Genomic DNA, 14,844 nt, shown 5'->3' with positions numbered 1-14,844 from the left:
GGTTAACGCTTTTTTTTATTATGATGGATTACAGGATGTTTGTGAAAAGATTAATATTCATTTTGCTGCTCTGTTCGGCGGTATATGAAGCAAAATCACAGGTTGTTAAATTAGATTATTATTATAATCATGAGGTGCATAAAGTTGCCGGGAAATCGCAGCGATTTCATTACCTGTGGGATGAAAAAGAAAATACCGGCTATTCCATATGGGGAGATGCCTTTAAGAAATGTGGTGCGACCTTAGATTCACTTACTTCGGCACCCACCCGGGCTAATTTAAAGGGAACTGCCATATATATAATTGTTGATCCTGATACCAAAAAGGAAAATCCAAACCCTAATTATATAACCGAAACGGATGCGGACGCTGTAGCTTTATGGGTGAAAAGCGGCGGTGTGCTGGTAATGCTGGCTAATGACAGCGCCAATGTGGAGTTACCTCATTTTAACCTGCTGGCAGCAAAATTTGGTATGCATTTTAATAACGATCTGCAAAATCATGTTATTGATGATAGTCATTTTGCAGATGGCGCCATTGAAACCAGGGGGAACCCTGTTTTTAAAACCGCCAACCAGATATTTATGAAAGATGTTTGTTCAATTACGTTACAAGGACGGGCGAAGGCTGTTTTAAGTAAAAATTCATTTGCATTAATTGCTATGGCAAAGTATGGTAAGGGAACAGTTTTAGCCATTGGCGATCCCTGGCTTTATAATGAATATACAAACGGGCGTTTACCAGTTGGGTACGAAAACGACAAGGCAGCAAACGATATATCGGCATGGCTTTTAAAGCAGGTTCCGGCAGGTAAGAAAGAATAGCACATCGGTTTAAAAATTTTATTAACCAATTTATAAGGCCATGAAAATTAGTTCGGGAATTAAATTTTTGTTTTGCTTGATTATGATAAACAGCGTAAAGCCACAACTGGTAAAAGCCCAGTCGAAAAAATCAGTTGATGAGGTTGCCGTAGTGGTAGAGAGTTTGCGTAAAGCAATGGTTGATGCTGATAGCCTGGCGCTTGATAAGTTAACAGCAGATGGCCTGAGCTATGGTCATTCGAGTGGCGTACTGCAAAGCAAAGCGGAGTTTATACATAGTATAGCCAGTGGGGCGTCGGATTTTGTTACCATTGATCTGTCTGAACAAAAAATCACCCTGTCAGGTAATACGGCCATTGTGAGGCATGTTTTGTCGGCAACTACCAACGATGCCGGTAAAGGCCCCGGCAAGGTTAAAATTGGAATATTGCTGGTATGGGTAAAAAATAAATCCGGATGGCAATTATTGGCCCGGCAGGCGGTTAAACTTCCCTGATCTGTTTACTATTCTAAATAGCGGTTTTAGCCTTTAAAGGCCAAAGGGTTTGGGTAATTGTCGCTCTGGTCTTCGGCTACATTATCCAGGCATTTAAAATCTTTCTCAATCAGTAGGTATAAGGAATTGATGTTGCTTTCATATCCTACGCGGTCGGTGCTTGTCCATTGGATGGCCATAGTTGCCGGCATGTACATGGTAATAGTGTTATTATTAAAGCTCGCAGTTAAAACTTCTGCATTGGAGCGTTGCAATGCATATTTAAATAGTTGTGTGCCAAAAGTGGTTGTTTCTTCAATATAGCCATTCCTGTTAAATTGTTCAACATCGGTTTTGGTAAGCCTGTACCGCAGGGAATTTCCTTTTATCCTGATCTTCATACCTTTTTCTTAGTTTTTAATGTTAACCACATCGCCAATAATGATGATGGCCGGGTAGGTAAGTTGGTGTTCTGCGGCAATTGCCACAAGGTCCTTAGCCATTCCCTTTGCCGATTTTTGTTTTGACAGCGAAGCATGTTGTATAATAGCCGCCGGCGTATCGCCCTTGCCCGCAGTTACATAAGTAAGCGCAATTTCTGCCAGTTTTTTCATGCCCATATATATAACTACAGTGGCATTACTTTGCATGGCGCAGGCAAGATCGGCAGATAGCCGTCCATCCTTTTTAGTGCCCGTAACCATCCATACACTTTCACTTACCAGGCGGTGGGTTAAAGGAATATCTTCCAGGCCGGATGCCTGCATACTGGTAATGCCTGGTATATAATGTGTAGTAATGCCATGTTGGCGGGCGTAAATGATCTCCTCAAACCCGCGCCCGAATATAAATGGATCGCCGCCTTTTAATCTTACTACGCTGCCTTTGGTAAATGCATAATGTTTTATCAGTTCGTGAATGGTTTCCTGGGGGGTATAATCGCCATAGGGTTGTTTGCCAACATATACTTTTTCGCAATCCTCCCTGCTTATATCCAGCAACTCTTTATTGGCAAGGTTATCATATAATATAACATTTGCTTGTTGAAGTGCCTTATATGCCTTCATTGTTATCAATTCTGGGTCTCCTGGGCCTGCTCCAATCACAAATAATTCCGGAATTTGTATTTTATTTTGCATATTTTCAATTTTGATGTTAAAAAATCAACTATTTATCCGTTTTGTTTTAATGATTTTTGCTTAAATTGTAAAATCATTAATAATTTAAGGTTAAATATTGATTTATATTATATCAATAGCACTAAATTATGAATTATAATGCCAATAAACATGATTTATTTAATAAAAAAATGAATTTAAATTTTATTTGATGTTTTTTTGAGTTATAATTGTAATGAAATGCAATCAGGGTCGCAGTTGAGTGTATTTAGTTTGAAAATTGCTTTAACATTTAAAAAATTTCGATATGTCAAAACCAACCATTATTGTTGTTGGCAACGGTATGGTAGGTTATAAGTTTTGCGAGAAACTTTTAGCCAGATCAACCCAGTTCCAAATAATTGTTTTTGGTGAAGAGCCCCGCCATGCTTATGACAGGGTGCATCTGAGCGAGTATTTTAATGGTAAAACCGCCGATGATCTGTCGCTCTCCACTTTATCGTGGTATGCCGATAATGGTATCGCGCTTCATCTTGATGATCCTATTCAGGAAATCAATCGTTCCCAAAAAACTATCCACTCCTTAAAAGGCGTAACGCTGAGATATGATTACCTGGTTTTAGCTACCGGTTCATCGGCTTTTGTGCCCGATATTCCGGGGATTGAAAAAGAAGGTGTATTTGTTTATCGTACCATTGAGGATCTGGAATTGATAAAGGCCTGTGCTGCCAACGCAAAGTGTGGTGCAGTGATGGGCGGCGGGTTGCTTGGGTTAGAAGCGGCCAAGGCTTTGATAGATCTTGGTATTGCCGAAACGCATGTTATAGAATTTGCTCCGCGATTAATGCCGAGGCAGATAGATTCGGCCGGTAGCAATATGCTGCAGTTGAAGCTGAGTCAACTGGGGGTGCAAATTCACTTAAATAAAAGTACAGCTGCTATTGTTGGTGAAAAAAAGATCGAGTCGCTTCGCTTTAATGATGATAGTCAACTTCCGGTTGATATGCTGGTGATCTCTGCCGGTATCCGTCCGCGCGATGAATTGGCAAAGCTTGCTGGCTTGCATGTAGGTACCCGTGGTGGTATTGTTGTGAACGAGAAAATGCAAACCAGCGATGAAAGTATTTATGCTATTGGCGAATGTGCTTTGTATGATGGAATGATATATGGTTTGGTTGCGCCCGGTTATGAGATGGCTGATATTGTGGCCGCTCATTTAACCGAGGCTGATAAATCATTCTACGGGTACGATATGAGTACCAAGTTAAAGCTTATAGGTGTTGATGTGGCCAGTTTTGGCGATGCATTTATAACCGAGCCTGATTGTCGCACTATTTTGTTTGAGGATACCCATAAGGGTATTTATAAAAGGATAAACATTACCAACGATGGTAAAAATTTATTGGGCGGTATATTAATCGGCGATGCTGATGCTTACAATATGCTGCTGCAAACGGTAAATAATAAAATTGTTCTTCCGCCAGATCCTGAAGACCTTATCCTGGGTTCAAGAGGTGGAGCTGCCAGTGAGGGTGCGGGTGTAATGAGTTTGCCCGATGACGCGCTTATTTGTTCGTGCGAGGCGGTAACCAAATCGGCAATCTGCTCGGCGGTAAGTGAAGGTGGCGTAACCGGTATAGATGGCATGAAAAAATGCACCAAGGCCGGGACGGGTTGCGGTGGCTGCGTGCCAATGGTGAAAGATTTGATTGCTGGCACCATGAAAGCAAATGGCCAGTATGTTAAAAATGTGATCTGTGAGCATTTTGATTACTCGCGCCAGGAGTTATTTGATCTGGTAAAAATAAACGGACTGAAAAATTACGACCTGGTGCTTGATCATTATGGCAAAGGTGATGGTTGCGAGGTTTGTAAGCCGGTTGTAGCCAGCATCATGTCAAGTCTGTGGAATGATGTAATTGTTAAACAGGAAGTTATTCAGGATAGTAACGATAGGTTTTTAGCTAATATTCAAAAGGGTGGTACATACTCGGTAGTGCCGCGTATACCAGGCGGGGAGATAACGCCGGATAAACTGATCGTGATAGGCCAGGTGGCCAAAAAATATGGCCTGTATACAAAAATAACCGGCGGGCAACGTATAGATATGTTCGGCGCGCATTTGAGTGATCTGCCTTTAATATGGGAGGAGCTGATAGATGCTGGTTTTGAGAGCGGGCATGCTTATGGTAAAGCGCTGCGTACAGTAAAAAGCTGTGTAGGTAGCACCTGGTGCAGATTTGGTTTACATGATAGTGTAACTTTTGCAATTGAGATAGAAGACAGGTATAAAGGGATTCGCGCCCCGCATAAGCTTAAAGGCGGTGTAAGTGGTTGTGTGCGGGAGTGTGCCGAGGCGCAATCAAAGGATTTTGGAATTATAGCTACAGAAAAAGGCTGGAATTTATATGTATGCGGTAACGGTGGTTCAAAGCCACAGCACGCGCAATTGCTGGCTACTGATATTGATAGTGCAACTTGTATTAAATACCTGGATAGATTCCTGATGTTTTACATTAAAACTGCCGATCAGTTAACGCGCACCGCAACCTGGTTAAATAAGCTGGATGGCGGTATGAGCTATCTGAAAAATGTAATTGTAAATGATAGTCTTGGTTTGGCCGGGCAATTGGAAGAAGAAATGCAGGCCCTTGTAGATACTTATCACTGTGAGTGGAAAGAAGTTATTGAAAGTCCGGGAATGCGTAAGCGTTTTGCTCACTTCATAAATGCCCCCGAAGAAAAAGATCCGCATGCGCAGTTTGAACCAATGCGCGAGCAGGTACGGGCTAAAGAATGGTAGGTTTTTAAGTTAAAAGTCAAAAGTCAAAAAAAAAAAGCGGGCATGTTTTAAAAAGGCGTGTTGAGCTGATAAAAATATAACACAATGGAAACAACAATAGCAACACAATGGATTATGGCCTGTTATGTAGATGATGTGCCCGAAAATGGTGGATCATGCGTAAAGCACGGCGAGGAGCAGATAGCTATTTTTAATTTTACCCGCAGGGGCGAATGGTATGCTACCCAAAATCTTTGTCCGCATAAACAGCAAATGGCTATTTCGCGGGGAATGATAGGTAGCGCCGGAGAAAGCTGCGAGCCAAAGGTAGCTTGCCCGTTTCATAAAAAGGCATTTTCTTTACTTACGGGCGAATGTTTGGGTGAGGAGGAGCTTGTTATTAAAACCTATCCTGTAAAAGTGGCTGATGGTAAAGTTTTTGTAGGTATTGCCTAAGTTACAGGTTAGTATCCTGGGTTAATGCAAATAATTTTTCTTCATCAATAATAATTATTTTTTTGCTATTGGTGGTAATGATGCTTTCCTGTATCATTTCGTTTACTACTCTAAAAACGGTTTCGTAGGTTGCTCCTGTAAATGAAGCCAGGTCCTGGCGGGTTAATTCAATACCAATGTGCCCGTCGGGATTAATACCAAACTGATTTTTTAGTGATATTAAAGCGTGAGCAACGCGGCCTTTAACGGGCATATGTGCCAGGTTGCGCATCTTCTTTTCTGCCTCCTGCAGTTCATCAGCAAAAAACAACATAAGCTGATAAGTGAAATTAGGGTTAACCTTCAGGGTGGCCTCAAAAAAATCCATATCCATATAGCATATAACTCCTGCTTCAAGTGCTGTTGCCGAAATAGGGTAATGGGTGGCTTTTTTGCCTAATGCCCTGTGCCCAAATATGGCTCCCTTATTGGCAAAGCGAATAATGAGTTCTTTATCGGCGCCCCATTTTTTATGGACCTTTACAATTCCCTCGTATACAAAGTATATCCCTTTAACCGGATCGCCTTCATTAAAAATAACTTGTCCCTTTTTTACGCTAAGGTTTTTTTTGTTAGCTGCAACGGCGGGTAGCCATTCTTTAATGCAGCTTTTGCATAAAAAACAAGTTTGATTATCACATGGGGTATTTTTTTTCATTTGCTGCGTAAATATCTGTTGATTTTATTAAAAATAACGATGTGAATTGTGTTTGTTGTGATTTTTTTAAGATTTAAGTAGATTTTTTTTGAAAAATATTGATTTTATATCGATTTAATTTAGAATAAATCATTTTATGTTGATTTAAAAATTATCAAAAGCGCATTTTGGCATTTTTTAAGTTGATAAAATTTAAATTTTTCATAAAAAAAGCATATTTACATGATTTTAATCATAAAAATTAACTTTAAAGTGTTGTTATTTGTATTTATTCATTAAATAAGATATATTTATGCTAATTAAATGCTTAGTTATTAAAAAAAAACTTGTGCCTATGATGAAAATAAAAAATATATAAAAAAAGCCCTGCCGGGAGGTCGCATTCCCAGGCAGGGTTAAACAGTTTTTAATCGCTTTAACAAATAAAAAACCAATTCAAATGTACAAAAATGTATGTAATCAACACACTATCGGCAAAATTCTATTAATTATATCATGTTTTATTTCATACAATGCCTCTGCACAGCTATCCATTACAGGACAGTTAAAAACAAGGGGCGAATTACGTGATGGTTATGGAACTTTAGAGCCAATAGGTAACAAAAATGCCGCCTTTGTTTCACAACGAACGAGGCTTACCTTTAATTATAAAAGCAGCCGGCTTATTTTTCAGGCATCTGTACAGGATGTAAGGCTTTGGGGGCAGGATGCATCAACCATTACTATAAACGATGGTAATCGTTTAGGATTACATGAGGCTTGGGCCGAGCTTATCTTATCCAACAAAAAAGATACTTCTTTCAAATCATCCCCATTTGATTATTTCGCAATTAAGGCAGGTCGCCAGGAGCTTGTTTATGACGATGAACGCCTGTTGGGAGGATTAGACTGGTTACAGCAAGGCCGCCGGCACGATGCTCTTGTTTTTAAACTGCTGCAATCGGGATGGCAGTTAGATCTTGGCTTAGCTTTTAATCAAAGTTCAGATGCTATAAATTATAATGGTACCTATTACACTCCGGCAAATGTGCCTGCTACAGTAAAGGATAGCAAAGGCAATTTGGCAAATACCCCGGCCGGACTTATCCCGCTGCTTAATGCCGCTGGTATCAGCTCAAAAACAGGAAGCCCATCATTTTTAAACCCACCGGGAACCAACGGCTTAAATCAAAATTATAAGTCGCTTGAATATTTATATGTTGCCAAAAAAATCAACAAAACAAAAATATCAGGTCTGTTTTTGGCAGACCAATTTGGCAAGTATAAGCTCGATTCGGTTAAAAATGTATCTGGCACAGACGAAGGTTACATTTACGGCCGCCGCTTTAACCAGGCAGGCGTAAACACACGATATACTACCGGCTTACTGGTAAACCCGGTATTTGGCGATAAAGATCAATGGGGTATAAACGGTGGTTTTTACTACCAGGGCGGCCATGATAAAGATGGCCTTGACCTTAGTGCTTATACCTATACTATAGCTTTATTATATAAAGGCAGCAATCTTAGTTATACCGCTGGCTGGGATTATTTATCGGGCAATGATGCTTTATCAACTTCAAAAACCAATCACCGGTTTGATCCATTATATGGAACGCCGCACAAGTTTTGGGGATCTATGGATTATTTTTATGCGGGCAGTGGTTCACCTACAGGCGGCTTAAGCAATCCTTATTTAAAAATAAAGTACGCATCTGATAACAAACGTTTCAGTACCGAACTGGCCAATCATTATTTTCTGCTGGCTAAAGATCAAAAGAATGCAACGGGCCAGGCTATTGGCAAATACCTGGGTACCGAGTTTGATTTAACCAACAGCTATAAGCTTAACAAGTTTACCGCTGTTGATCTGGGCCTGTCATACATGGCTGCAACAAGCAGTATGGAATATGCCAAGGCTTTAACACCCGGAAGCTCCAGGCTTCACCCGGTTTGGGCTTATTTGCAATTGAATATTAAACCCGAATTTTTGAATAAGTAACCTGTGAGCTAAAAGCCGAAGGCACAATGCCGAAAGCAAATATTGACCATTAATTTATTAGTAACCCCTGCTTTTATTTAAAACGATCATGGAAAAACAACTTACCAAACTCAATATATTTTCATTAAAAGGTGTACAAATGCGCACCTTCCACACCACATGGCTCATGTTTTTTGTGTGCTTTTTCGGTTGGTTTGGCCTGGCGCCACTGATGCCTACCATCCGTGCAGAATTGCACCTAAGCAAAGGACAGGTAGGTAATACCATCATAGCATCTGTAGCGGCTACCATTATAGCACGCTTAATTATAGGTAAACTTTGCGATACATGGGGCCCGCGCAAAACGGCCATCAGGCTATTGCTGGTAGGCTCATTACCTGTGTTTTTTGTAGGCCTGGCGCATGATTATACCTCATTTTTGTTATTCAGGTTAGCAATTGGTGTAATTGGGGCATCGTTCGTAATCACGCAGTTTCATACCTCTATGATGTTTGCTCCTAATATAAAAGGTACGGCAAACGCGGTAACCGGTGGCTGGGGCAATTTGGGCGGAGGTGTTACCAATATGGTGATGCCATTGATTTTTGCGGCGATAGTAGGTTTTGGCTATACCAAAGCCGAAGCATGGCGCTATGCAATGATATTTCCAGGTGTAATGATGCTGGTTATTGCCTTTTTATACTGGAAATATACCAAGGATACCCCCAATGGAAACTACGATGAAGTAGGCTATTCTAAAACCAACTCTACCAAAACAGATTGGTCCATATTGAGCGACTGGCGCGTTTGGGCACTGACCCTTGCTTATGCGATGTGCTTTGGCATGGAAATCACTTTTGATAACGTGGCCTCACTACACTTTGTAGATACATTTCATCTGTCGCAAAGTTCGGCGGGTTTTTGGGCCGGTATTTTTGGGTTCATGAACATTTTTGCCCGTGCTTTAGGTGGTATTGTATCAGATAAAGTTGGCGGCAAATTCGGGATGGGCGGCAAAGGTTTGTTGCTTGCCGGCGTATTGCTATTAGAAGGTGCAGGGCTTATTCTGTTTGCCAGCTCTGGCAACCTTACTGCTGCTATTATTTCTATGCTTTCATTCGCGCTTTTCCTTAAAATGTCAAATGGTGCTACTTATGGTATTGTACCGTTCATCAACAGTAAAAATGTTGGTATGGTAAGCGGCATAGTTGGCGCGGGTGGTAACCTTGGCGGTATGATGTTTGGCTTTTTATTCAAATCATCTACCATTACTTATGTACAGGCATTTACCTATATCGGCATTATGGTTATGGTGGTATCGGTAATTGTATTATTAACGCGTTTCCAAAAACAACCGGTTTTAGAAGAGGCCGAAGAACCAATGATCGCGGTAGCATAGTGCAAGCTAAAAGGCTAAAAGCTAAAGGCGAAAAGCTCAAAGATTTTAGTTTAAGCTTCAAATAAAAATAGAATTTAAGAAGGCTTTTAGCTTTCAGCTCAAATAAAGCTTTTGGCCTTAGGCCTTAAGCTTTTAGCTATAAAAAGATGTCAATAAACAAACGATCTGTTAATGCCTACAAAAGTACCTGCTGTTATTGCGGGGTGGGCTGCGGCGTTGTTATAAATAAAGAGAAAAATGGAAGTATTACCCTTGAAGGTGATAAAAATTACCCGGTAAACAAGGGGATGCTGTGCAGCAAAGGATTAAACCTGCACTACACGGCAAATGATAAAACAGACAGGTTGCTGTACCCACAGATGCGTTACAACAAAAGTATGCCCATGCAAAGGGTAAGCTGGGATGATGCATTGGAGCGTACAGCAGCCGTTTTTAAAACTTTTATCAATAAATACGGGCCAGACTCGGTGGCGTTTTATGCATCGGGGCAATGCCTTACCGAGGAATATTACGTAGTAAACAAGCTGATGAAGGGTTTCATCGGCAGTAATAATATTGATACCAATTCGCGCCTTTGCATGAGTAGCGCAGTAGCGGCGTACAAGATAGCGCTGGGAGAAGACAGCGTGCCGCTTTGCTACGACGATATTGAACTGGCAGATTGCTTTTATGTTACCGGAGCCAACCCGGCCTGGTGCCATCCTATTTTATGGCGGAGGGTTGAGGCTCACAAAGCGGCAAACCCTGATGTAAAGATCATTGTGGTTGACCCGCGGGCTACAGATACCTGCAGCATTGCCGATTTGCATCTGCAAATAAACCCCGGTACCGATATCACCCTTAACCATGCCATTGGCAGGGTATTGATAGAAAATGGCGATATTGATATTGATTTTGTAACCCACCATGCCGATGGTTTTGAACAATACAGTAAAATAGTATTTGAACGCACCCTGGCCGAATCGGCCCTGATATGTGGTGTGAGCGAAAGTGATATTTGCCTTGCCGCCAAATACATCGGCGAAGCAAAGGGATTTATTTCTATGTGGACAATGGGGCTTAACCAAAGTTCTATCGGGGTAAACAAAAATTTGAGCCTTATAAACCTCAATTTAATAACCGGTCATATTGGTAAGCCGGGCTCGGGCCCGCTATCATTAACTGGGCAGCCAAATGCTATGGGCGGGCGCGAAGTTGGTGGTTTAGCCAACCTGCTGCCGGCCCATCGCAATTTGGCAAATCCGCTGCACCGGGCAGAGGTACAAAAGTTTTGGGGCGGAACAGAAATTGCCGCAAAGCCTGGCCTAACCGCTACCGAAATGTTTGAGGCATTGAACGATGGCCGCTTAAAAGCCATCTGGATCATGTGTACCAACCCGCTAACCAGTTTACCCAATGTACGTTTGGCCGAGGAAGCGCTAAAAAAAGCAAAGTTTGTGGTAGTGCAGGAGATCAGCAATAAGCCCGAAACTTTGGCTTACGCCGATGTTATACTCCCTGCCGCTGCCTGGGCCGAAAAGGAAGGCACCATGACCAATTCTGAAAGGCGCATTAGCTATCTGAATAAAGTGTTAGACCCTCCCGGCGAGGCTATCGCCGATAGCGAGATCATTTGCCGCTTTGCCAAAAAAATGGGTTATAAGGGCTTCGACTTTAAAAACGCTGCCGAAATTTATGCCGAGCATGCTAAACTCACAACCAAAACCAATATTGATATCAGCGGACTAAGCTATGATATCATCAAGCAACAGGGATCTGTACAATGGCCATATAAAAAGAGGAATATAAGCATTGGTACCCCCCGTTTATTTACTGATAAGCAGTTTTATACTGAAAGTGGCAATGCATTGATCAGCGCTGTGCCTGATAAGCTTACCAGCGAAATGCCTAATGATGATTATCCATTTATCCTGACTACCGGCCGCATTCGCGATCAGTGGCATACCATGAGCAAAACAGGTAAGGTAAATAAGCTTAACCAGCATATTAAGGAATCTTTCATGGAGATAAATCCACTTGATGCGGTTAAACTGAACATACAGGAGGGCGATGTTACCATCATTACATCCCGCAGAGGAGAGGTAAGGGTAAAGGCCAAAATGTCAACAGCAATAAAACAGGGTGTTGTTTTTATGCCGATGCATTGGGGTAAAATTTTGAATAATGATATGCACCGGGTTAACAATGTTACCAATGATATACTTGACCCCATATCAAAAGAACCGGATTTTAAATACTGCGCGGTAAGCGTTCAAAAATATAAAAAGCCATTTCAGCGCATCGTAGTTGTTGGTGCAGGGGCAGGGGCGCACGGCTTTGTAAGATCATACCGCGAGCTGAACAAGGATGATGAAATCACCATTTTTAGCAAAGAGGACCACCCATTTTATAACCGTGTAATGCTGCCCGATTACATCAGCGGCGAACAAAGTTGGGAACAGCTGGTGAAAATGACTGATGAGGAGGAACCCGAATTTAAAATAAGATTACTCCGCGGTGTTAGTATCGAGAAAATTGACCGCGCTAATAAATATGTACTGGATAGCCGGGGTGTAAAAACTTATTATGATGTTTTGCTGCTTGCCACCGGCAGCAGGGCGGCCATACCTAAAAACGTACCTGCGTTACAGGGTATTTTTAGTATGCGCAGCCGTAATGATGCCGATAACTTTAAAAAACATCTGCCCAAGAATGGGCATGTTGTTATTGTTGGTGGAGGCTTATTGGGCCTGGAAATGGCTGCCTCCCTGCGCGAAATGGGCATCACCATCACCATTATTCAGCGTACATCAAGGTTTTTGAACCGGCAGCTTGATGAGTTGGGCAGCAGATTGTTGCACGAGGAGATGGCCGATCAGGGTTGCGATATTTTTTATGACGACGAGGTACAGCTGTTTTATGGCCGGTCTAAATTAACCGGTATCGGCTTAAAAAGTGGCCGCAAAATTGATTGCGATGCCATGATCCTGGCAATAGGTACAACCCCCAACCTTGAAATTGCCAAAGAGAGTGGATTGGATTGCAAACGCGGCGTTATCGTGAACGAGCGGCTGCTCACCAGCGATCCATCCATATATGCTATAGGTGAAATTGCGGAGTTTAACGGAACACTATATGGAATAACCGCCGCTGCCGAGCAACAGGCCGCGGTAGTGGCCGGTTATATGAACGGCGATATTGCCAGCTATTATAAAGGCAGCCTGTTCATGAACATCATCAAAATTCATGGGTTTGATTTGTGCAGTATCGGTCTGTCAGAATGCCCTGATGATAAGGACTACGAAGAGATCGTATTTATTGACAAAGCCAAACGTTATTATAAAAAATGCATCATTCACCAGGACAGGCTGGTAGGTACTATTTTGATAGGAGATAAGGGCGAGTTCCAGGAATTTAAGGAGTTGATAGCCAACAAAACAGAGCTAAGCGATAAGCGCCTTAAGCTATTGCGCAGCGGCAAAACCGCCCAGCCTGTGTTGGGTAAGCTGGTGTGCAGCTGCAATAATGTGGGTGCCGATAATATCCGCAACAAGGTAGCTTCGGGTTGTACCCAATTGGCCGATGTTTGTTCATCAACAGGAGCTGGAACAGGCTGCGGTTCATGCAAGCCAGAGGTTAAACGTTTGATGGATGAAGTTTTAAAGCAACAATTAATGAATGCTTAAAAATTTGAAAGATAAAGGCAGGCAATTGATCAAGATAAACTTACCGGGAGGGGTAGCATCTGCAGGCGATTTTTACGAGATACTTATCATAGCGCAAAACGCTGGTGCAAAACACATTCGTTTTGGTAACCGGCAGCAGCTTTATTTTGAAACCGATGCCGAACATTTAGAAGACCTGGAATTTGATATGCTGGGCGCTGGTATCGACTATGAAATTGATGCCGATATTAACCCCAATATTACCAGCTCATACATCGCCGATGGTATTTTTAACCAGGAAAACTGGCTTAAAGAAGGGGTTTATAAAGATATTTTCGACCTGTTTGATCATCAGCCATTACTTAAAATTAATTTGGTTGATAGCAACCAAACCTTTGTTCCGTTTTTTACCGGGAATCTTAATTTTATCTCATCGCCGGTAAGTAATTATTGGTATTTGTATGTAAGGTTTCCAAAAACTAACATACTATATTGCTGGCCCGTGTTGGTTTATTCTGATGATATCCCGGCAATAAGCAAAGTTATTCAGGACGTGATCTTTGCCAATAAACAATTGTTTTATAACCAGGCAGAGGTTAACCCCGATTTGCTGCATCAGCTTGTTACCCCCGGCAACCAGTTTGTTATTCAGCAAATAGAGCAGCCATTGCAGATACCCGAATTTCAGTTGCCTTATTACGAAGGCTTTAATAAACAAGGGAACAAATATTGGTTGGGCGTATACAGGCGCAATGAGTTATTTGATATTGAGTTTTTAAAAGAGATCTGCAACCTGTGTATGCAAACCAGGGTAGGGCAGCTTTACATCAGTCCGTGGAAATCATTATTGATAAAAAATATTGAGGCCAAGCACCGGCCTTTATGGGGAAACCTGTTAAATAAATACCGGGTTAATATCAGGCATGCATCAAATGAGCTAAACTGGCAGGTAGAAGACCTATGCAACCAATGCCTGGATCTTAAGCAACAGTTGGTTCGCGAATTTGAGGAGGCTGATTTACGTACTTACCGCTTAAGCTTTGCCATCAAAAGAACGCTACAATCAGGTATCTATGCTTCCATCGTGATTCGTGAACGTAAGCCTGATAAATTTGAGATTGTGCACACCCGTGATTTTAACCATAATACCCGTGAATTTGTGGTTTATAAACAAGGGGTAGCAAAGGCAGATTTGAGCGGCCATCTGATAGCTCTTTGTGATGCATTTTATGAATTACAAAGTACCGTGCGCCAGGCGCCTGTAACTATTATTAAAGAGGATACAGAGCCCGTTAGCCAAAAACATGTTTATCAGTGCATCAACTGCTTTACCATTTATGATGAAACCTATGGCGATGAACAAGGCGGTATTTTGCCGGGTACACCATTTGCCGCTTTAAATGGCTATGAATGCCCCACTTGTGGAGCAGGTAAAGATGATTTTAAGGAAGTGGCAGGAGATAAATACCTGGTAAAATCTTAGAGGGGT

The 14,844-nt window shown here is 41.8% G+C and carries 11 protein-coding genes; 8 read left to right on the top strand and 3 right to left on the bottom strand.

What is annotated here, in order from left to right:
* The first annotated feature begins 41 nt into the window (after nucleotides 1-41).
* Together AC1D0K_RS13260 and AC1D0K_RS13255 are read left to right on the top strand one after the other, a co-directional pair.
* Entirely contained in the window at nucleotides 42-824 is a 783-nt protein-coding gene (locus tag AC1D0K_RS13260; protein ID WP_477399843.1) for a DUF4350 domain-containing protein, read from the top strand.
* 82 nt (nucleotides 825-906) lie between these two features.
* Nucleotides 907-1,320, top strand: coding sequence for a nuclear transport factor 2 family protein (locus tag AC1D0K_RS13255; protein ID WP_477399845.1), 414 nt, complete (start codon nucleotides 907-909; stop codon nucleotides 1,318-1,320).
* A gap of 26 nt (nucleotides 1,321-1,346) precedes the next feature.
* Here the strand turns inward: AC1D0K_RS13255 and AC1D0K_RS13250 are convergent, their stop codons facing one another.
* The gene (locus AC1D0K_RS13250; RefSeq protein ID WP_477399847.1) at nucleotides 1,347-1,700 is read right to left on the bottom strand and encodes a DUF7009 family protein; all 354 of its coding nucleotides are present in this window, start codon (nucleotides 1,698-1,700) and stop codon (nucleotides 1,347-1,349) included.
* 9 nt (nucleotides 1,701-1,709) lie between these two features.
* Entirely contained in the window at nucleotides 1,710-2,438 is a 729-nt protein-coding gene (gene cobA, locus AC1D0K_RS13245; RefSeq protein ID WP_477441884.1) for a uroporphyrinogen-III C-methyltransferase, read from the bottom strand.
* A gap of 286 nt (nucleotides 2,439-2,724) precedes the next feature.
* On the opposite strand from cobA, the gene nirB reads away from it, so the two are divergent.
* The gene (gene nirB, locus AC1D0K_RS13240; RefSeq protein ID WP_477393649.1) at nucleotides 2,725-5,220 is read left to right on the top strand and encodes a nitrite reductase large subunit NirB; all 2,496 of its coding nucleotides are present in this window, start codon (nucleotides 2,725-2,727) and stop codon (nucleotides 5,218-5,220) included.
* Nucleotides 5,221-5,304: 84 nt separating this feature from the next.
* Nucleotides 5,305-5,655, top strand: coding sequence for a nitrite reductase small subunit NirD (gene nirD / locus AC1D0K_RS13235; RefSeq protein ID WP_295711250.1), 351 nt, complete (start codon nucleotides 5,305-5,307; stop codon nucleotides 5,653-5,655).
* Between the two features lies 1 nt (nucleotide 5,656).
* Here nirD and AC1D0K_RS13230 read toward each other — a convergent pair whose 3' ends face one another.
* A complete protein-coding gene (locus AC1D0K_RS13230; RefSeq protein WP_477393646.1) occupies nucleotides 5,657-6,352 on the bottom strand; it encodes a Crp/Fnr family transcriptional regulator in 696 nt (231 codons plus the stop codon).
* Nucleotides 6,353-6,791: 439 nt separating this feature from the next.
* On the opposite strand from AC1D0K_RS13230, the gene AC1D0K_RS13225 reads away from it, so the two are divergent.
* The 4 genes from AC1D0K_RS13225 (at nucleotide 6,792) to AC1D0K_RS13210 (ending at nucleotide 14,838) form a co-directional block, all read left to right on the top strand.
* Nucleotides 6,792-8,333, top strand: coding sequence for an alginate export family protein (locus AC1D0K_RS13225; protein ID WP_477393644.1), 1,542 nt, complete (start codon nucleotides 6,792-6,794; stop codon nucleotides 8,331-8,333).
* A gap of 88 nt (nucleotides 8,334-8,421) precedes the next feature.
* Nucleotides 8,422-9,711 (top strand): MFS transporter, encoded by a 1,290-nt coding sequence (locus tag AC1D0K_RS13220; RefSeq protein WP_477393642.1) that lies wholly within the window; start codon nucleotides 8,422-8,424, stop codon nucleotides 9,709-9,711.
* Between the two features lie 146 nt (nucleotides 9,712-9,857).
* Nucleotides 9,858-13,376: a molybdopterin-dependent oxidoreductase gene (locus AC1D0K_RS13215; protein ID WP_477393640.1), complete on the top strand. Its 3,519-nt coding sequence runs from the start codon at nucleotides 9,858-9,860 to the stop codon at nucleotides 13,374-13,376.
* The gene (locus AC1D0K_RS13210; RefSeq protein WP_477441879.1) at nucleotides 13,369-14,838 is read left to right on the top strand and encodes a rubredoxin; all 1,470 of its coding nucleotides are present in this window, start codon (nucleotides 13,369-13,371) and stop codon (nucleotides 14,836-14,838) included. Before AC1D0K_RS13215 ends, AC1D0K_RS13210 begins: the two co-directional genes overlap by 8 nt.
* Nucleotides 14,839-14,844: the final 6 nt, after the last annotated feature.

This window comes from Mucilaginibacter sp. P1_A3, assembly GCF_056406855.1.
The sequence above is the reverse complement of the archived record's forward strand: the minus strand, read 5'-3'. Positions and strand labels throughout refer to the sequence as shown.